Consider the following 19,221-nt stretch of genomic DNA (forward strand, 5'->3'; position numbering starts at 1 on the left):
GTACTGATTTTACAGCAGACCGCAACGTCGTTTACTGCGCTCTTCCGCCTGTTGATAAAGGGCAAACTCATCATAGACCGGACAGCCCAGCGCCTCCTCAAAGGCCTGGCGGCTGGCGTTGCCGTGGCTGCGGGTCTGTATCTCGTTGCCCAGGTTAGACTGAAAAATCCCGGCGGCGCTGACCGGCAAAAAGTCTTCATAAATAATCGGTTGTGCGATGACCCAGCCGCGTTCAATCAGCGGCTGCGGATCGTCACCCGGACGAAACGCCTGACGGTGCGCTTCGCCGGCGGGCGTCAGGCGATAGCGAAAGTACGCCAGCCCCTGCTGACGCAGCAGGAATTCGCTGTCCGGGAACGGGCTAAACACCTCCTGCAGATGACGCTGATGGGTGAGATTATCTTTGCCCACCCCCGCCTCGCCAAGCAGTCGGTCGTACAGGGCGCGGCCCTTCGGCGTTAAGGCGATACCGCGCTGCTCGATTTCGCCAAAGCGAGCCGTATGCGTGCCTCTATGCTCTCCGGCAAACATCACCGGCTCCTCAAGGGCCTTAAAGCTGGTCTGGCGCAGTAAAATGGGCACATCGCGGCGCGGCGGCCCTTCTATCAACGCTTTTGGCGCGATACCGCACTCGGGCATTAACGCCTGCACCCGGTCAATATCCAGGGTGCGCGGCGTCAGATGATTAATGTGGCAGCCGGGGAAACAGACCACATCGGCAATCAGCCGGTGCTCTTCATGCAGCGCGTGATAGGTTTCCTCATCGACGGTGGCGTGTCGATGCCAGCGAAAGGTTTCCAGCGCCTGTTGCACAAACTCGCGCGCCTCTGCGGCGGTAAACTCCCCTTTCTGTTCATGTAACGCGATCAGTTCACGACAGCGCGGCGTGAAGATATCCCGTCGGGAAAGGATATCCGCCGCCCGCTGACGCAAAGCTTCATTGGCGATAAGTTCAAGTCGCAGAAGCGAGGTAAAAACGCGAAACGGATTGCGCGCCAGCGCGGCGTCATCAATGGGGCGAAACGCGGTGGAGTGAACCGGTACGCCGGCCTGCGACAGATCGTAATAGCTGACGGGATACATTCCCATAATGGCAAACATGCGACGCAAGGTCGCCAGTTCCTCCGCCGTACCGACGCGGATCGCGCCGTGGCGTTCAACGTTCAGCCGCGCCAGTTCATCGGCGTTGGCCAGTTGTTCGTGCAGCGTCGGGTTATTCTCCAGTATGGCCAGGTTAACGTCGGCCACCAGCTCCAGTAGCGTCCCGTACTGCGGAACTTCCTGCTGGTACATCGCCGACATCGCCTGCGAAAAGCTTTCCCGAATCTCATCAGCCGTGATGGTGTTCGCCATGATGTCTTACCTCCAGTGAATTCTCCCTGGAGTGTAGGAAAGCTCTCTGCAGACGGCGGGAAGAATTTACAAACTGTGATGCCGGTAGCTGGCCGGTTTATTTTCACCCGCTCACTTCATAACCGCCAGTTATGTTAAACACCCTTTAATTTCACTTTAAATTAACAAAACATTTACACACACTGCGAGTGGCGACATTACAACAACATGCCTCTCTACCGATAATATGGAGTACCCTCATGAACGAAAAATGGTCACCGCGCGAGGTCCTGCACCGCGACTACAGCAGCCATCCTCCCGCTTACGCCCCGGGCTATAAAACCAGCGTGCTGCGCTCGCCGCGCAATGCGCTCATTTCCCTGCAGAATTCCCTATCAGAAATAACCGGACCGGTGTTCAGCAGCGACGATCTCGGCGCGCTCGATAACGACCTGATCCTCAACTACGCCAAAGACGGCCTGCCGATTGGCGAAAGGATAATCGTCCACGGCTACGTTCGCGATGGATTTGGCCGACCAATGAAAAATACGCTGGTCGAAGTCTGGCAGGCCAACGCGGGCGGACGCTACCGGCATAAGAAAGATCAATACCTGGCGCCTATCGACCCGAACTTTGGCGGCTGCGGACGGGTGCTGACCGACGAAAACGGCTACTATTGTTTCCGCACCATCAAGCCCGGCCCCTATCCGTGGCGCAACCAGGTAAGCGACTGGCGTCCGGCGCATATTCACTTTTCGCTCTCCGGCGACGCCTGGGCACAGCGCCTGATCACGCAGATGTATTTCGAAGGCGATCCGCTGATTAAACAGTGTCCTATTGTCAAAACCATCAATAACGATGATGCCATCAGGACATTAATCGCCGAGCTGGATACCCATGCCGCCGTACCGCTGGACTCTCTGGCTTACCGTTTTGATCTCGTGCTGCGCGGCCATCGCGCAACGCTGTTTGAAAACCGCACGCAGGGGGCCGCCCGATGAAAGATTATTTACCTGAAACCGCGTCACAAACCGCCGGCCCTTATGTGCATATCGGCCTCGCGCCGGACGCCGCCGGTTTCCATATCTTTGAGAAAAATTTTGGCCCGACGCTGACAACGGCAGACACCGAGGGCGAACGTATTACTATCGAAGGCAGAGTCATCGACGGCTCCGGCACGCCGGTGCGCGATGTGCTGCTGGAAATCTGGCAGGCCAACGCCGCCGGGCGCTATAACCATCCCGACGACCGACAGCAGGGCAAGAAGCTGGATGCGGCGTTTCGCGGCTGGGGACGCAGCTGCTCGGACTTCACCAGCGGCGTCTGGCGCTTCGAAACCATTAAACCCGGGGCCGTGGTAGGTCGCGACGGGCGCACCATGGCGCCGCACGTCAATCTGTGGGTGGTCGCCCGCGGGATTAATATTGGCCTCAACACGCGGATGTACTTTTCCGACGAGCAGGATGCCAACCAGGTCGACCCGGTGCTGAATCTGATTGAGTGGGAAGTGCGTCGCCAGACCCTCATCGCGCAGCGCGAGGTTCGCGGCGCGGAGATCGTGTATCGCTTCGATATTCACCTGCAGGGCGAAAACGAAACCGTCTTCTTCGATATCTGAGTTTTTTCTTCCTTTTTCCGCCCCTGCCGGTCAGGGGCGACGCTATATGGCAAACTCAATAAAATCAACTTGTAAAATAATAATATAAAATGTTAATAATATTTTGCTATGAAGTTAACAATTTTAATCGCCCTTACTTGTCACTGGGACGCCTCTGTTTTTAACATTGATTATGCAAAAAAATGGTCTTTTCAGTCAGCGCATTCGCTTGCGCCATCTACATACTTTCGTGGCCGTCGCTCAACAGGGAACTCTTGGGCGCGCGGCTGAAACCTTAAATCTGAGTCAACCGGCCTTATCCAAAACGCTAAACGAACTGGAGCAGCTGACCGGTACCCGGCTGTTTGAGCGTGGACGCCTCGGCGCGCAGCTCACGCTGGTCGGCGAACAGTTTCTCACCCACGCGGTTAAAGTGCTTGACGCGCTCAATACCGCGGGACAGGCGCTAAACCGTAAAGAAGGCCTCAACAGCGATATCGTGCGCATCGGGGCGCTCCCCACCGCCGCACTGGGGATCCTGCCCTCGGTGATCGGCCAGTTCCATCAGCAGCAAAAAGATATCACCCTGCAGGTGGCGACCATGAATAACACCATGCTGCTGGCCGGACTAAAATCGGGAGAAATCGATATCGGTATCGGACGGATGTCCGATCCGGAGTTGATGAGCGGGTTGAACTATGAACTGCTGTTTCTCGAATCCCTGAAGCTGGTGGTTCGTCCGGGGCATCCGCTGCTGCAGGAAACGGTTACGCTGAGTCGGGTCATGGAGTGGCCGGTGGTGGTTTCGCCCAAAGGTACGCTGCCGCGACAGAACGCCGAAACCCTGCTGCAAAGCCAGGGCTGCAAAATTCCGTCTGGCTGCATCGAGACGCTGTCGGCTTCCCTGTCGCGCCAGCTCACCGTCGATTACGACTACGTCTGGTTTGTCCCCTCCGGTGCGGTCAAAGACGACCTGCGCCGTGGGCTGCTGGCCGCGCTGCCGGTGCCCACCCAGGGCGCGGGCGAACCGATAGGTATTCTCACCCGGGTGGACGCCACGCTCACCGCGGGAACACAAACCCTGCTGAGCGCCATTCGTAAATCGATGCCCGTCTGATCGCCCTCTCCCCGACCGTTATCCGCGTCGGGGAGATCTGACCGCCTGATTTCCTTTTCGCACCCACCATATTCACCACAATAATCAATTAGTGCGAAATCATTCATTAACAATTGCGTAAATTTCTTTAACAGATCTATCATAGCCACGATTTCACCAAATGGTTCACTCGAAATCAATAACAGTAAAAAACCTGCTTTTATGAAGGTCAATATCGCTTCATTCAAAAGCCTTCACTTGAGAAATTGATTCATCTGGTTCACGCCTGTTCAGGGGTGGTTAAGGAGAAAAAATGGCAACTGGCAACGCGTCGCGAGGATTCCCCCGGGTCCTGCAGTGGCTTCTCGCCGGGCTGATGCTGATCATCGGCCTGGCTATAGGTATTCTTGGTGCAAAGCTCGCCTCCGTTGGCGGGACCTTCTATTTTGCGATTATGGGCCTGGTGATGGTTATCGCCGCGGTGCTCATTTTCCGCAGCCGTCGCGGCGGTATCATACTGTACGCGATAGCGTTTATCGCCTCGATCGTCTGGGCCATTAGCGATGCCGGCTGGACCTACTGGCCGCTGTTCTCGCGCCTGTTCGCGCTCGGCGTACTGGCCTTCCTTGCCGCGCTGGTCTGGCCGTATCTGTCCCGGCAGCCGGCGAAAAAAGGGCCGGCGTTTGGCCTGGCAGCGGTGCTGGCGGTGGTACTGTTGGTTAGTTTCGGCTGGATGTTTAAATCCCAGCCGCTGGTCAGCGCCAGCGAGGCGGTGCCGGTTAAACCGGTCGCCGCGGGCGAGCAGCAGAAAAACTGGGCGCACTGGGGCAACACCACCCACGGCGACCGTTTCGCCGCCCTCGACCAGATTAACAAACAGAACGTTGACCAGCTGCAGGTTGCCTGGGTCGCCCACACCGGGGATATCCCGCAGAGCAACGGCTCCGGCGCGGAAGACCAGAATACGCCGCTGCAAATTGGCGATACGCTTTACGTCTGTACGCCCTACAGCAAGGTGCTGGCGCTGGATGTCGATAGCGGTAAAGAGAAATGGCGCTATGATTCAAAAGCCACCGCGCCGAACTGGCAGCGCTGCCGCGGCTTAGGCTATTACGAAGAGAGCCAGGCCCAGGTTTCCCCTGCCGTCGACGCGCAGCCGGCCGCCTGCTCCCGCCGCCTGTTCCTGCCAACCACCGACGCCCGTCTGATCGCTATTGATGCCGATAACGGTAAACTGTGCGACGCCTTCGGCGACCACGGTATTGTGGACCTGAGCGTTGGCATGGGGGAAATCAAAGCGGGTTACTACCAGCAGACCTCCACGCCGCTGGTGGCGGGTAACGTGGTCGTGGTTGGCGGTCGCGTGGCGGATAACTTCTCCACCGGCGAGCCCCCGGGCGTCGTTCGCGCCTATGATGTTCATACCGGCAAACTGGCGTGGGCATGGGATCCGGGCAACCCGAACCTGACCGGCGAACCGCCGGCCGGACAGACCTACACCCGCGGTACGCCGAACGTCTGGTCGGCCATGTCCTATGACGCGAAGCTGAATCTGATTTATCTGCCGACCGGTAACGCGACGCCGGACTTCTTTGGCGGCGAACGTACCGCGCTGGACGATAAATACAGTTCCTCCATCGTGGCCGTTGACGCCACGACCGGCCAGGTACGCTGGCATTATCAGACCACCCATCACGATCTCTGGGATTTCGACCTGCCTTCCCAGCCGCTGCTGTACGATCTGCCTGACGGTAAAGGCGGCACCACGCCGGTGCTGGTGCAAACCAGCAAGCAGGGCATGATCTTTATGCTGAACCGCGCCACCGGTGAACCGGTCGCCAAGGTTGAGGAACGTCCAGTCCCGGCGGGCAACGTCAAGGGCGAGCGCTACTCGCCGACCCAGCCCTACTCCGTCGGCATGCCAATGATCGGCAACGAGACGCTGACCGAGTCGGATATGTGGGGCGCGACGCCTGTCGACCTGCTGCTGTGCCGCATCCAGTTTAAAGAGATGCGTCACCAGGGCGTCTTCACCCCGCCGGGCGAGGATCGTTCGCTGCAGTATCCCGGCTCGCTGGGCGGGATGAACTGGGGCAGCGTGTCGGTTGACCCGAACAACAGCCTGATGTTCGTCAATGATATGCGCCTTGGCCTCGCCAACTATATGGTGCCGCGCGCCAAAGTGGCTAAGGACGCCAGCGGTATCGAAATGGGGATTGTGCCGATGGAGGGCACGCCGTTCGGCGCCATGCGCGAACGCTTTCTGTCGCCGCTGGGCATTCCGTGCCAGAAACCACCGTTCGGCACTATGTCAGCGGTCGATCTGAAAACCGGCAAACTGGTGTGGCAGGTTCCGGTGGGCACCGTTGAGGACACCGGCCCGCTGGGGATCCGCATGCATATGCCAATCCCTATCGGTATGCCGACGCTGGGCGCCTCGTTATCAACCCAGTCCGGCCTGCTGTTCTTCGCGGGCACCCAGGACTTCTACCTGCGCGCGTTTGATACCGCCAACGGGAAAGAGATCTGGAAATCGCGTCTGCCGGTCGGCAGCCAGTCCGGCCCGATGACCTACGTATCGCCGAAAACCGGCAAGCAGTACATCATCATCAACGCGGGCGGCGCTCGCCAGTCGCCGGACCGCGGCGATTATATTATCGCCTACGCGCTTCCGCAGCAGAAGTAACCACCAGGGCCCCAAACGGGGCCCTTTTTGCGGCCCGGGAACCGCCCGGTGGCGGCTGGCGTGAAAGCAAAATCATCTTCAGCCCCCTAAGCAAGCCATTTTCATTCAGCTATGTTACTATTGCGAATGGTTATCAATAATAACAACTGAACAAGGATAATGGATGAAAAGTTCACCCTGCCGCCTGCTCGCAGGCACCTTCATGTTAGCCGCCGCCTCGGCTCAGGCGTTAAAAGCCCCGGAAGTGGACCTGCGCGATCCGACGATTTGGGAAGAGAAAGCGGCGTCTCCGCTCACCGCCAGCCCACAGCCCTGCGAGGTGTTCAGCGGCCCGCACTGCGCGGTCTGGGAAGATGAGAAATCGGATATTCAGCGTGAACGGGAGCGGCGGGAACAGCGGCGATGGCAGAATGGTTATGAAAACCTGCGGCGGGAGTAATCCCTCTTAAACGATAACCCGGGCATGCCCGGGTTATTTTTCACCAGGAAAATCAATTCTCGCCGAAATGAATGACGGTACGAATGGATTTACCTTCATGCATCAGATCAAACGCTTCGTTGATTTGATCCAGCGGCATACGGTGGGTAATAAACGGATCGAGGCGAATTTTCCCCGCCATCGCCTCTTCAACCATTCCCGGCAGCTGGGTACGCCCTTTCACGCCGCCGAACGCGGAGCCGCGCCAGACGCGCCCGGTGACCAGCTGGAATGGGCGGGTTTTAATCTCCTGGCCCGCGCCGGCAACGCCGATGATGACGCTTTCGCCCCAGCCTTTGTGGCAGCACTCCAGCGCCGCGCGCATCACGTTGACGTTACCGATACACTCGAAGCTAAAGTCGACGCCGCCGTCGGTGAGTTCAACAATCACATCCTGCACCGGCTTATCGTAATCATTCGGGTTGATAAAGTCGGTCGCGCCCATCTCTTTCGCGAGGGTGAATTTTTCCGGGTTGGTATCCACCGCCAGAATGCGCCCGGCTTTCGCCTGTACCGCGCCCTGGATCACCGCCAGGCCGATCCCGCCGAGGCCGAAGACGGCGACGGTATCGCCCTCTTTTACTTTCGCCGTATTGTGCACCGCGCCGATGCCGGTAGTGACGCCGCAGCCCAGCAGGCAGACTTTATCCAGCGGCGCCTGCGGGTTCACTTTTGCCAGCGAAATTTCGGCCACTACGGTGTATTCGCTGAAGGTGCTGGTCCCCATATAGTGATAAATCGGTTCACCGTTATAGGAGAAACGGGTGGTGCCGTCCGGCATCAGGCCTTTACCCTGAGTGGCGCGCACCGCCTGGCAGAGGTTAGTTTTGCCGGATTTACAGAACTTACACTCGCGGCATTCGGCGGTATACAGAGGAATAACGTGGTCGCCCGGCTGCAAGCTGGTCACGCCTTCCCCCACTTCGACGACAATCCCGCCGCCTTCATGGCCCAGTACCGCCGGGAAAACGCCTTCCGGATCGTCGCCTGAGAGGGTAAAGGCATCGGTGTGGCATACGCCGGTATGGGTGATTTTGACCAGCACTTCGCCTTTTTTCGGCGGCGCGACGTCAATCTCAACGATTGAAAGCGGCTGGCCTGGGCCAAACGCGACGGCTGCACGTGATTTCATATCTCTCTTCCTCGTGGTGATTTTATTTTAAATAGGACCGTAGCAGATGCCCGACTTCCGCCATTCTGGCGGCGCGCTGGTCTGGCGTCGTTTCGCCGCTGACCAGTTCATCCTGCAGATGAATTTCAACCATCTCTCCCATCAGGCCGTTGGCGGCGCCGCGAATTGAGGCGATTTGTTGCAGAATGGTCATACAGGGTTCGCCGGATTCCAGCGCCCGCTCGAGCGCTTCAACCTGGCCACGGATGCGCCTTACCCGACTGAGGGCACGCTTTTTATCTTCAGGTGAATGTGGCATGGTGACGCCCTCCATATCATATAGGGGGGTATACTATATTTATTGTTGCCATGAGGCAAATGGCTTCGCCGCTTTAACCGTAGCATAGCGGCGAGAATTTGCGCTTAGCAGAAGTTGAAGCCCCGAAGAATTAGACAAAAAAACCCGCCGAAGCGGGTTTATCGAGGTTTAACGCCTGCGCGGCATCATCCTCAGCAGCGTGTTATCTTTCCAGAAGTAGTGGTGCAACAGCGCCGCCAGCGCGTGCAGGCCAATGATAAAGTAGCCGGTATTGGCCAGCAGCTCGTGCCACGCTTTCAGGGTATCCACCAGCTCAAAGTTGCTTTCCGCCGCGTGCGGCATGGTCAGGCCAAACGCGAACCACGGGTTACCGCGGTAGTACATCATGACCATGCCGATGGCCGGCAGCGCGATAAACAGCAGATAGATAACCAGATGCCCCAGATGTGCGAAGCCGGTCATCATCGGCGACGGCTTAGGCACAATTGGCGGCGCCGGGGATTTGAGACGCACCAACAGGCGCACCACCATCAGAACAAAAATAGAAATCCCGCAGGAGACGTGAATCATATTGATGGCGGGTCGAGCGCTGCGGGGGAAAAAGCCCCGCAGCTCCATCGCCGCGTAAGCGCCTATCACTAAAAGAAACACCAGCCAGTGGATGCCAATTTGCAGGCCAGAATATTTATCGCGCATGAGAAACCCTTAATAAAACGGTGATATCGCCAACATAAACACCTTTTATTAAAAATTCATTAACTTTTACGTACTTATAAAAAAACAATTGTCGGTTTCACGCATTTAATGCAAAAGCGGCGAGTTATCCCCGGCGCAGGAATACGGGGAACGTATACCTCGGCCTTGACGCTGTATATAATCACAGTACAATACTCCCTGCTATTACCATCAACGGGATAAAAAATGTTCGTAGAGCTGATTTATGACAAAAGAAATTTCGAGGGATTGGCCGGCGCTAAAGAGATCATTCTTAATGAACTGACGAAGCGAGTGCATCGCATTTTTCCCGATGCCGACGTCCGCGTTAAGCCGATGATGACCCTGGCTTCCATCAATACTGACGCCAGCAAGCACGAGAAGGAGCAGATCAGCCGCGCCGTGCAGGAGATGTTCGAAGAAGCCGATATGTGGATGCAGGAAGATTAACGGACGAGTGTTGAGGAAACGATGAACACTTTCAGCATAATAGCCATCCCCCTCTTTGCCGCAGCGGTGGTGATGTTGACGTTGGGGGCGACCCGGAAAAACCGTGCCTGCGCTATCGTCGGCGGCGTTTTGATGGCCGCGACCGTGGTTAACGCGGTGACCGGCATGGCGCTACAGGGCGGGTAACAGAATGAGTTTTGTCTGGTACATGGCGCTGATATGCATTGTGATAGCGTATCTTATGATGACCTTCCTCCCCGTTTAATCCCGGGTTTTCGCCTACCCGGGCTTCTTCTACCGGCGGGATCATATCCCCTTGCGCACCAGCGTTGCCGCCTGCATAAAAATCTCGTCCTCGACGCCATCCCCCTTCTGTCTGCCCAGCCTCACCAGTTCTTCAACAATGCTTTCCCGGTTGATTGGCCTCTGGCCAGAGACCAGGCCAATAACCGCCGCGCCAATCGCAAGACCAATCAGCCCCGTTTGCTCTTCTTTGTTCTTCATCGTTCCGCTCCGTTATGCCCGAAAAAAGTTTAGCAGCCGCATCAGCGACTGCAACCCGGGCCTCCACGGGGGTTGATACCCGCGAAATCGTCTTCAAAAGCAGTACGGATTCCGGGTCAGGCAAAGCCTGCCTCCGGCTCGTTGGCCCGTTGAGGGACGCTAAAAAGTGTGAAGTTGATCAAAAACAACAAAATGACGGGCCGAGAGGCGTATTGGTATTACGTCCGCGCCGGGGGCAGCCCGGCGCGAGAAGCGATTGTTACCACCCGATGATTAAAAGGAGAAATCAGCATGATCACTTACGATCGTAACCGCAATCCTATTACTAACGGCAGCCAGGTGATGATTAACGGGACGGGTAAAACCGGTAAAATTATCGCTATCCACGCGACGGGCTTAACGCCAGCCCAGCTGCGCCGTAATAAGACAGTCGAAGTGGAAGGGACGGAAGGTAAGTTCGAGCCCGTTGAACTGATCCGCCTTGGTCTCCACTAAGGAAGCGCAAGCCGCCGCGGCATCAGCCAGACGCCGAATATCGGCTGGCGACGCCGGGCGGTTCCCTACCGGCGCTCGGCGCCATGGCTGGTCTTCGCCTGATACATGCGCCGGTCCGCCACCGCAACGATCTCATTGAGGCTATGATGCGTTGCAGGGTCGTATTCAACGCAGCCCCAGGAAAAGGCCAGCTGCCACGGATTGCCCGCCTGTTGATTATACTCAGCAACGTTATTGCTTAGCTGCGCCATCGCGATGCCCGCCGCCTGCTGGGCAGTATTAGCAAGCAGGATAATAAACTCATCTCCGCCCTGCCTGGCAATGATATCCGACTCCCGGAAGGTGGCTTTCATCAAATCAGCCATCGCCGTCAGGGCTTTATCCCCCTGTTCATGACCCCAGGTATCGTTAATCAGCTTAAAGCGATCGAGATCGATAAATACGAGGCTCGCCGGTTCATTACGCCGCCTGGCCGTCAGCAGCGCGTACTCCGCTAACGACATAAAACCCCGGCGGTTGAACAGCCCCGTCAGCTCATCGGCGGTCGCCGCGTCGAGCACCTTGAATTCATCTTCAACGATGGCGGCCAGGTCACTTAATATTTGTATCTCATGCACGGAAAAGGCGCGCGGCTTGTGGTCCATCAGGCAGAACGCGCCGACCGTCGCGCCGTCAGGCAGCTGTACCGGGTATCCGGCATAAAAGCGGATAAAAGGTGCTTCCGTGACCAGCGGGTTATCGTGAAAGCGCAGATCCTGCTGCAGGTCATTAACGATTAAAGGATCGGTCTGCAGGATAGTATGCGCGCAGAACGTGATATCCCTCGGCAGGGTATCGACTTCAAGTCCGGCGCAGGATTTTACATGCAGGGTATTTTCTCCCACGAGGCTAACCGACGCCACCGGCAGATCGTAGAGCGTACGCGCAAGCCGGGTCAGGCGATCGAAACGCTCTTCTTTTCCGCTATTAAGTAATCCGGATGCCCGCAGCGATTGCAGGCGACGCAGTTCATCGGGATGGAGTCCGGCTAATTTCAATTTTTCTCTCTTACGTTATCAGGATAGATGACGCTGCGCTTATCACTGAAGCGCGCATCAGGCTGTTAACAGACGATTCACATTTGTTGTCTCATGAGTTAAGCATATTTCGCTGACTCGTCAAACGAGACATCAGGTTCGTTCCGTCGCGGCCCACTCCCTCAGCCTCTCTTTCAGCCACTGGCTCGCGCCGCGCTGCCCGCTCCGCTTGTGGGAATAGATTTTCACTTCAAACGGCGGAACCTCAAACGGTAATTCAAAGACCTTCAGCGTCGCCGCGTCAGTCATTTTTGCCGCGGCAGAGCGCGGTATCGCCATAAGCAGTTCACTTTGCGCAATAATAGCTGGCGCGCTCAGCATAGAGGGGGTTTTGATGGTGATATGCCGCGAGAAGCCCATTTTCGCAAGCTGCACGTCGAGAACGCCCTGGCTTTCATTCCACGGGGTGACTACCAGATGCTGTGCTGCCAGGTAGTCCGTCAGCGTGAGCCGGGATCGCCTGGCGCTGCTTATCGCAACATAATCATCTTTCAGCCAGCAAATCTCATCCAGCTCCGGATGCTCTGCTTCATCCAGCGCGCTAAATCCCAGCGCTAAATCCACCTCGCCGGCCAGCAGTTCCGTCAGCGCCGGGCTGTGCGGCAGATAGCGCAGTTCGAAACGCAGGCCTGGCGCCTGTTGCTGTAGCCTGGGCATCAGCGTCGGGAAAACGCACTGCGCGGTGAAGTCCGTGATCGCTATCTGTAGGCAGTCGGTACTGGCTGAGGCAACAAACTTCGGCTGCGGAGTAAGCTCCTGATCTAAAAACTTGAGCGCCGAAGCGATGGAAGGCGCGAGCTGGGTGGCGTATACGCTGGGGCACATACGATGACCTTCGCGATAGAAAAGCGGGTCGTTGAGCGCGGCGCGCAGTCTGGATAGCGCGTGGCTTAACGCTGATGTGCTCATCGCCAGCTCTTCCGCCGCCAGGCGCACCGAACGATAGCGGTAGACCGCCTCAAATACCGGCAGCAGATTCAAATCAAGACGGCGAAGCGCAGGATGCATAATATTCATCATTGGGTGATTTCATTGCACTTAATTCTTCTAACCTTAACGTTTATGCTTGGCGGTATCAAACTCACGATGGCACAACAGGTACTCCAATGAATATGACCATTCGTCAGGCCCGCCCGGCGGACGCAAAAGCAATTTATGACATGATTTACGAGCTTGCGGTTTATGAAAAAGCGCCGGAGCAGGTGGTCACCACGGTAGCTGAAATCCAGGCATCGCTTTTCGCCAGCGACAGCAAAACGGAAGCGCTAATCTGCGAGATTGACAATAAGGTTGCCGGGTACGCGGTGTTCTTCACCAGCTATTCCACCTGGCTCGGTCGAAACGGCATCTATATGGAAGATCTGTACGTCACTCCCGAATTTCGCGGTCGCGGCGCTGGAAAAGCGCTATTGCGAACCATCGCTCAGCTGGCGGTAAAAAGAGAGTGCGGTCGCCTGGAGTGGAGCGTGCTCGACTGGAACCAGCCGGCCATTGATTTTTATCTGAGCATTGGCGCCGTTGCGCAAAGTGAGTGGGTTCGCTATCGCCTTGACGGCGCCGCGCTTGCCGCTTTTGCTGAACGGGGCGGGAACGGCGAATAATCGGCCACCCGGCGGGCCCTTCCCGGGCCCATCTTTTCAACCCCTTGCCAATATGCCCGCGGCGTATAAAGCTGAAACAAAAAATTATTAACCCTTAACGCCCCGCCCACAACCCGCCGAATTTATTCACTTTTCCGTACGCGTTTTTATCAGCATTTAACGGCGCCGGAAAAATCGTTGGTTGCCCTATTCCGCCAGCTGAACTAAGCCTGGAGAAGTTTTCACCTGACAGTTCAACTGACCTGGAGATTCTTCATGAGTAAACTCGGGATTAATGGATTTGGGCGTATTGGACGTTTAGTACTGCGCCGATTACTGGAGGTTAATAGTCCTTTAGAGGTCGTCGCCATCAACGACCTCACCTCCCCTAAGGTACTGGCCTACCTGCTTAAGCATGATTCTAACTACGGACCTTTCCCGTGGAGCGTCGATTTTACTGAAGATGCGCTTATCGTTGACGGCAAAAAAATTACCGTTTATGCCGAAAAAGAGGCTCAGCATATTCCGTGGAAAGCGGTCGGCGCCGAGCTGATTGTCGAGTGTACGGGTTTTTATACCTCCGCGGAAAAAGCGCAAGCTCATCTGACCGCCGGCGCTAAAAAAGTGCTTATCTCCGCGCCCGCTGGCGATATGAAAACCATTGTCTATAACGTTAACGACGACACGCTGGAGGCAAACGATACGATTATTTCCGTGGCCTCCTGCACCACCAACTGCCTGGCGCCGATGGCGAAAGTGCTGAATGACGCCTTTGGTATTAAGGTGGGGACCATGACCACGATTCACGCCTATACCGGTACGCAATCGCTGGTTGACGGCCCCCGCGGCAAAGATCTACGCGCTTCCCGCGCGGCGGCGGAAAATATCATTCCGCATACAACCGGGGCGGCGAAAGCTATCGGGCTGGTTATTCCAGCGCTTAGCGGCAAGCTGAAGGGCCACGCCCAGCGCGTGCCGACGAAAACCGGGTCGGTGACTGAGCTGGTGTCGGTGCTGGAGAAAAAGGTCTCCGCCGAAGAAGTCAATCAGGCGATGAAAAACGCGGCGACGAACAACGAATCATTCGGTTACACCGAAGAGGAGATCGTCTCGTCGGACGTGATTGGCAGCCATTTCGGTTCCATTTATGACGCCACGCAGCTGGAGATTGCCGAGGTTGGCGATCTCCAGCTGGTGAAAACCGTCTCCTGGTACGATAACGAGTATGGCTTCGTTACCCAGCTTATCCGCGTGCTGGATAAGTTCGCCAAATAAATCCCGGGGGCGGCGCAACGCGCCTTGCCCGGGCTACAGGTACGTGCGGCCTGCGTTTGGGTAGCTCGGGTAAGGCGTCAGCCGCGACCCGGGAGGCGGTCTGCGGGCTGGGTAGCCCGGACAGATGCGCAGCATCGCCTCCGGGAAGCCCACCTGTCTTCTGCTGACTCAGACCTGCAGATAGACCACCTGGGTTTGCAGATACTCATTCAGACCATGACGCCCGTCGGCGCCGCCGATGCCCGATTTACGCCATCCGGCATGGAAACCCTGCATCGCTTCGAAGTTCTCGCGGTTAATATAGGTTTCACCAAACTTCAACCCTTTGATCGCCTTCATCGCGACGTTCAAATCGCGGGTATAGATTGACGACGTCAGCCCGTAATCGCTATCGTTGGCCATCGCCAGCGCCTCTTCAAGGGTATCAAACGCCACCACCGGCAGCACCGGGCCGAACGTCTCTTCATGCACGATATCCATCTCCTGGCGCACGTCCAGCAGCAGCGTCGGCGGATAGAAATAGCCCTTACCCGTCACCGCTTTCCCACCCAGGACGACGCGCGCGCCCTGGGCCACCGCTTTCGCCACCTTCTGCTCCACGCGCTCCAGCGCGGCGGCGTTAATCAACGGTCCCATTGCGATATCGTCGCGAGACGCCGGATCGCCAAACTGCACCGCCTTCAGCGCTTCGCCCAGACGGTTAACGAAGCGATCGTAAATGCCCTTTTGCACATATACGCGCTCAACGCAGTTACACACCTGCCCGCTATTAATTACGCGAGAATCCACCACTGCCTTAACCGCCAGCTCAAGATCCGCATCGTCCATCACGATAGCGGGCGCTTTACCGCCCAGCTCCAGACACACTTTGGTGATGTTTTTCGCCGCCGCGGCCATAATCTTCTCGCCCGCGGCAACGCTGCCGGTCATGCTGACCATCGCCACTTTCGGATTGCTCGCCAGCTCCTGGCCCACGGTTTCGCCGCGCCCCAGCACCAGGTTAAAGACCCCTTTCGGCAGGCCGATATCATGGACGATTTGCGCAAAAGCGATGGCGTTATTCGGCGTAAATTCACTCGGTTTAATCACGATGGTATTACCGGTAATGAGCGCCGGCGCCAGCTTGCGGGCAATCAGGAAGAATGGAAAATTCCACGGCAGAATGCCGGTGGTCACGCCCAGCGCGCGCTTGAATACCAGAATATTTTCCCCCGGCCGGTCGCTCTGTACAATTTCACCTTCATAACGGCGCGCCCATTCGGCCATATAATCCAGATAATCGGCGGTAAAGGAGACCTCCACCGCGGCCAGCTGCTGTATTTTTCCGCCCTCGGCGACGATCAGCGCGGCGATCTCTTCGGCCCGCTCGCGGATACCGGCAGCGATTTTGCGCAGCCACCCCGCTCGTTCAATCGCCGGCAGGGCTTCCCAGCCCGGCTGCGCGCGCTCAGCGGCCAGAATCGCGCGCCGGGCATCTTCCGCGCTGCCGTCGGGAATACGCGAAAGCAGCGCTTCCGTCGCCGGATTGATCACATCAATCCATGCATCACCGCGGCCGGGTTCAAACTGGCCGTCAATATACATAGGGTGTTGAACGGGTGCTGTCATGGTCTGCTCCTCAGGATTATTGTTTTTAACAGGTGAACTAGATGTTAAAAATTATCGCCCATCAGGCAAAGGGACAGCATGAGCGCTTGTTTTTGTGAGATATTTCATAAAAACGGAGCAATCCGGGGCGTAAAAAATCACAATTCAATAACAGATGATGCCCGTTTGCGATATCGCTAACGCAAACGGGCAGGATGAGAGTTACCGGCTAATAGGTCCTGCGTTCGAAGGGGAAACGCGGGCTGGCTATCATGGCATGCCGCGCCATTCCCTAAGCCAGCTGACGCGCGCTTAGTGCATCGGAGAGCAGGCGGTCGTCGCGCAGCGTCTGCCACGCCTGAGCGATGTGCGGCGGAATATCCACATGAGCGATAAATCCCTTACCCAGGGGGCCGTAGCCCTGCGGGTTATCCGCCAGCCGCGGCAGTTCACCGAGGATTAGCGCCAGATAGCGCCCCACCGGCCACAGACCCGCATCTTCCCCGCCAAACGTGACGCCGTCACGCCCGTTACGCAATACCGCCGCGCACCCCGGCGTGCTGTACCACGTCGGCACTCGCGGGGCGTCTTGCCAGACGCGGGCAAACGTCGCCATCGTTCTGCGCTGCATGGTCGGATCCTGAACCACCACGCCCGTACGGTGCGCAATGCCCCTCTCCTCAAGCATCTGCCGGGTAAAGCGCGCGTTCTCGCCGCAGTTGGTGGAGCGGTCTTCCACCACGATTCGTTGGCGCGGAATCGCCCAGAACTGATGGGCAATGTCGGCCAGAATATGCGCCTCGGCGCGATCGTCTACCGGAATGGTGCTGTAGCGCGGGTCATTCAACACCGACTGGTATAAAAACGAGGTGGAGTGGCCGATACCGCCGCTGATCAGCAGAGGAACGGCGTGATGCGCTGCCAGCCGGCAGGCGAAATCAATGGTCGGGATCACCGCATTGCCTGCCAGCACCACCAGCTCTATTTGCGGATCCTGCGGTAAATCATCCTGCGCCAGCCAGGCCCCCAGCTGATTCGCCGCGGCCAGTACCGCCTCCGGCAGCGATGGAAAATGCTCTGACATGTTCTCTCCTTTTAGCGTTCTTAGCCTGACATTAACGGCCACCATCTTAGACGGTACAGCGTACTTTGGGGTAATAAAGTGCGAACAGAATACCCACGCCCGTTAAGCAACAAAGTCAACACATATACATAGCGTTTTATTCACTTTTTGAAGAGGGTCAAGATTCTGATAAATAGAGATAAAGGGTCACAACTACGGCTTTAATGCACAAAGGTGCATATTCATCCATTGATGGCCTTGTTTTCCGTTTTTTTATTCATAAAAAGCCGAACCCCAGCCGCAACGACAGCATATTCTGCATTTTTGCCAAATACCGTCCCATTAAATTGGTGATAACATTCTCGTTACAGAGTTTATAGCTGTACCTTTCCACGGTTAACAAAATAATTATCACTGCGAAACAGGACTCTTATGGAAAAGTTATCTTACGCTTCTGAAAGTAGTACATCTCCATGGACCACCTACCTGCGTCAAATCGATCGCGTTGCGCCCTATCTCGGCGATCTCGCCTACTGGATCGAAACCCTGCGCCATCCGAAACGCGCGCTGATCGTTGATATTCCGGTACAAATGGATGATGGCACTATCCGCCACTTCGAAGGCTACCGCGTCCAGCACAACCTCTCGCGTGGACCGGGTAAAGGCGGCGTGCGCTACCATCCGGATGTCGATTTGAATGAAGTGATGGCGCTTTCAGCCTGGATGACCATCAAGTGTGCGGCAGTCAATATTCCCTACGGCGGCGCCAAGGGCGGTATCCGCGTCGACCCGTTCTCACTATCAGAGGGTGAACTGGAACGTTTGACCCGTCGTTATACCAGCGAGATCGGCATTATCATCGGGCCGCAAAAAGATATTCCGGCGCCGGACGTTGGTACCAACGGTAAAGTGATGGCCTGGATGATGGATACTTACTCCATGAACCACGGCACCACCATCACCGGCGTGGTCACCGGCAAGCCTATTCACCTCGGCGGTTCGCTGGGCCGTGAAAAAGCCACCGGCCGCGGCGTATTCGTCACCGGTCGTGAAGTGGCTCGCCGCAGCGGTATCGAAATCGAGGGTGCCAAAGTCGCGCTGCAGGGTTTTGGTAACGTGGGCAGCGAAGCGGCCCGCCTGTTCGCGGGCGTCGGCGCGCGGATTGTGGTGATTCAGGACCACACCGCCACGCTGTATAACGAGGGCGGCATTGATATGGCCGCGCTGACCGCATGGCAGGCGGAGAACAAGCAAATTGCCGGCTTCCCGGGCGCCCGCGAAATTGACAAAGAAGCGTTCTGGACGACGCCGATGGATATTCTGATCCCGGCGGCGCTGGAAGGTCAGATTACGCGCGAGCGCGCGGAAACCCTCAGCTGCAAACTGGTGCTTGAAGGCGCTAACGGCCCGACCTATCCGGAAGCGGACGACGTGCTGGCCGAGCGCGGCATCGTGGTGGTGCCGGACGTTATTTGTAATGCCGGCGGCGTCACCGTGAGCTACTTCGAATGGGTGCAGGATATGGCCAGCTTCTTCTGGAGCGAAGAAGAGATCAACGCCAAAATGGACCGTATCATGACCGATGCGATCGTTCACGTTTACGAAAAAGCGGTGGAAAAAGCGTGCTCTTTACGTACCGCCGCCTATATCGTGGCCTGTGAGCGAATTCTGATGGCGCGTAAAGATCGCGGTATTTATCCGGGATAATCTCCCTTCTCAGCCCGGTTAATACCGGGCTGAGACCAGAACTCTCTTCCCCCCTCCCAAAGCTTCTTCCACAATAAACGCACATACCGTTAACCTGTTTTTATCAATCAGGCTTGAATTCTCGTTCTGGTCAGGCAAAAATCATTAGAGC

20 protein-coding genes are annotated in these 19,221 nt (G+C 56.8%); 11 read left to right on the plus strand and 9 right to left on the minus strand.

Annotated elements, in window-relative coordinates; genetic code table 11:
• Positions 1 to 9 precede the first annotated feature (9 nt).
• Positions 10 to 1,353 (minus strand): VOC family protein, encoded by a 1,344-nt coding sequence (locus ABLU67_RS21070; RefSeq protein WP_004850554.1) that lies wholly within the window; start codon positions 1,351 to 1,353, stop codon positions 10 to 12.
• A 239-nt stretch (positions 1,354 to 1,592) separates the two neighbouring features.
• On the opposite strand from ABLU67_RS21070, the gene pcaH reads away from it, so the two are divergent.
• The 5 genes from pcaH (at position 1,593) to ABLU67_RS21095 (ending at position 7,150) form a co-directional block, all read left to right on the plus strand.
• Positions 1,593 to 2,333 carry a protocatechuate 3,4-dioxygenase subunit beta gene (gene pcaH, locus ABLU67_RS21075; protein ID WP_032749246.1) on the plus strand — a complete coding sequence of 247 codons (741 nt, stop codon included), beginning with the start codon at positions 1,593 to 1,595 and terminating at the stop codon, positions 2,331 to 2,333.
• Entirely contained in the window at positions 2,330 to 2,950 is a 621-nt protein-coding gene (gene pcaG, locus ABLU67_RS21080) for a protocatechuate 3,4-dioxygenase subunit alpha (protein ID WP_004850549.1), read from the plus strand. Before pcaH ends, pcaG begins: the two co-directional genes overlap by 4 nt.
• A 172-nt stretch (positions 2,951 to 3,122) precedes the next feature.
• Positions 3,123 to 4,046 (plus strand): LysR substrate-binding domain-containing protein, encoded by a 924-nt coding sequence (locus ABLU67_RS21085; RefSeq protein WP_004850547.1) that lies wholly within the window; start codon positions 3,123 to 3,125, stop codon positions 4,044 to 4,046.
• Positions 4,047 to 4,338: 292 nt separating this feature from the next.
• Positions 4,339 to 6,711 (plus strand): membrane-bound PQQ-dependent dehydrogenase, glucose/quinate/shikimate family, encoded by a 2,373-nt coding sequence (locus ABLU67_RS21090; protein ID WP_348852522.1) that lies wholly within the window; start codon positions 4,339 to 4,341, stop codon positions 6,709 to 6,711.
• Positions 6,712 to 6,874: 163 nt separating this feature from the next.
• Positions 6,875 to 7,150, plus strand: a complete 276-nt coding sequence (locus ABLU67_RS21095) for a hypothetical protein (RefSeq protein WP_025107907.1) — start codon at positions 6,875 to 6,877, stop codon at positions 7,148 to 7,150.
• Between the two features lie 52 nt (positions 7,151 to 7,202).
• Here the strand turns inward: ABLU67_RS21095 and ABLU67_RS21100 are convergent, their stop codons facing one another.
• From ABLU67_RS21100 to cybB, 3 genes are all read right to left on the minus strand, one after another.
• Positions 7,203 to 8,321, minus strand: a complete 1,119-nt coding sequence (locus tag ABLU67_RS21100; RefSeq protein WP_014229209.1) for an S-(hydroxymethyl)glutathione dehydrogenase/class III alcohol dehydrogenase — start codon at positions 8,319 to 8,321, stop codon at positions 7,203 to 7,205.
• Between the two features lie 22 nt (positions 8,322 to 8,343).
• Positions 8,344 to 8,619: a metal/formaldehyde-sensitive transcriptional repressor gene (locus ABLU67_RS21105; RefSeq protein ID WP_004101746.1), complete on the minus strand. Its 276-nt coding sequence runs from the start codon at positions 8,617 to 8,619 to the stop codon at positions 8,344 to 8,346.
• A gap of 168 nt (positions 8,620 to 8,787) precedes the next feature.
• A complete protein-coding gene (gene cybB / locus ABLU67_RS21110) occupies positions 8,788 to 9,315 on the minus strand; it encodes a cytochrome b561 (RefSeq protein ID WP_048263584.1) in 528 nt (175 codons plus the stop codon).
• Positions 9,316 to 9,540: 225 nt separating this feature from the next.
• On the opposite strand from cybB, the gene ABLU67_RS21115 reads away from it, so the two are divergent.
• The gene (locus ABLU67_RS21115) at positions 9,541 to 9,783 is read left to right on the plus strand and encodes a DinI family protein (RefSeq protein ID WP_004101739.1); all 243 of its coding nucleotides are present in this window, start codon (positions 9,541 to 9,543) and stop codon (positions 9,781 to 9,783) included.
• A gap of 21 nt (positions 9,784 to 9,804) precedes the next feature.
• A complete protein-coding gene (locus tag ABLU67_RS21120) occupies positions 9,805 to 9,969 on the plus strand; it encodes a hypothetical protein (protein ID WP_004850538.1) in 165 nt (54 codons plus the stop codon).
• Positions 9,970 to 10,089: 120 nt separating this feature from the next.
• On the opposite strand, the gene ABLU67_RS21125 is transcribed toward ABLU67_RS21120, so the two are convergent.
• Positions 10,090 to 10,287, minus strand: coding sequence for a hypothetical protein (locus ABLU67_RS21125; protein ID WP_048263583.1), 198 nt, complete (start codon positions 10,285 to 10,287; stop codon positions 10,090 to 10,092).
• A 291-nt stretch (positions 10,288 to 10,578) separates the two neighbouring features.
• Here ABLU67_RS21125 and ydfZ point away from each other — a divergent pair, with 291 nt between their 5' ends.
• Positions 10,579 to 10,782 carry a putative selenium delivery protein YdfZ gene (gene ydfZ, locus ABLU67_RS21130; RefSeq protein WP_004850536.1) on the plus strand — a complete coding sequence of 68 codons (204 nt, stop codon included), beginning with the start codon at positions 10,579 to 10,581 and terminating at the stop codon, positions 10,780 to 10,782.
• Positions 10,783 to 10,847: 65 nt separating this feature from the next.
• On the opposite strand, the gene ABLU67_RS21135 is transcribed toward ydfZ, so the two are convergent.
• Positions 10,848 to 11,819 (minus strand): sensor domain-containing diguanylate cyclase, encoded by a 972-nt coding sequence (locus ABLU67_RS21135; RefSeq protein WP_014229205.1) that lies wholly within the window; start codon positions 11,817 to 11,819, stop codon positions 10,848 to 10,850.
• Positions 11,820 to 11,951: 132 nt separating this feature from the next.
• A complete protein-coding gene (locus tag ABLU67_RS21140) occupies positions 11,952 to 12,875 on the minus strand; it encodes a LysR family transcriptional regulator (RefSeq protein WP_162557344.1) in 924 nt (307 codons plus the stop codon).
• Positions 12,876 to 12,964: 89 nt separating this feature from the next.
• Between ABLU67_RS21140 and ABLU67_RS21145 the strand changes: the two genes are divergently transcribed.
• Both ABLU67_RS21145 and gap read left to right on the plus strand, forming a co-directional pair.
• A complete protein-coding gene (locus ABLU67_RS21145) occupies positions 12,965 to 13,459 on the plus strand; it encodes a GNAT family N-acetyltransferase (RefSeq protein WP_348852523.1) in 495 nt (164 codons plus the stop codon).
• Between the two features lie 255 nt (positions 13,460 to 13,714).
• Positions 13,715 to 14,713 carry a type I glyceraldehyde-3-phosphate dehydrogenase gene (gene gap / locus ABLU67_RS21150; RefSeq protein WP_004850532.1) on the plus strand — a complete coding sequence of 333 codons (999 nt, stop codon included), beginning with the start codon at positions 13,715 to 13,717 and terminating at the stop codon, positions 14,711 to 14,713.
• A 168-nt stretch (positions 14,714 to 14,881) separates the two neighbouring features.
• Here gap and aldA read toward each other — a convergent pair whose 3' ends face one another.
• Positions 14,882 to 16,321, minus strand: a complete 1,440-nt coding sequence (gene aldA / locus ABLU67_RS21155) for an aldehyde dehydrogenase (RefSeq protein WP_049080410.1) — start codon at positions 16,319 to 16,321, stop codon at positions 14,882 to 14,884.
• A 271-nt stretch (positions 16,322 to 16,592) separates the two neighbouring features.
• Positions 16,593 to 17,384 carry a YdcF family protein gene (locus ABLU67_RS21160; protein WP_224384708.1) on the minus strand — a complete coding sequence of 264 codons (792 nt, stop codon included), beginning with the start codon at positions 17,382 to 17,384 and terminating at the stop codon, positions 16,593 to 16,595.
• A 411-nt stretch (positions 17,385 to 17,795) separates the two neighbouring features.
• Here ABLU67_RS21160 and ABLU67_RS21165 point away from each other — a divergent pair, with 411 nt between their 5' ends.
• Positions 17,796 to 19,070, plus strand: a complete 1,275-nt coding sequence (locus tag ABLU67_RS21165) for a Glu/Leu/Phe/Val dehydrogenase (protein WP_014229200.1) — start codon at positions 17,796 to 17,798, stop codon at positions 19,068 to 19,070.
• Positions 19,071 to 19,221 lie beyond the last annotated feature (151 nt).

The sequence above is a fragment of the Klebsiella sp. GN_Kp190 genome (assembly GCF_040061795.1).
Taxonomy (GTDB): domain Bacteria; phylum Pseudomonadota; class Gammaproteobacteria; order Enterobacterales; family Enterobacteriaceae; genus Klebsiella; species Klebsiella michiganensis.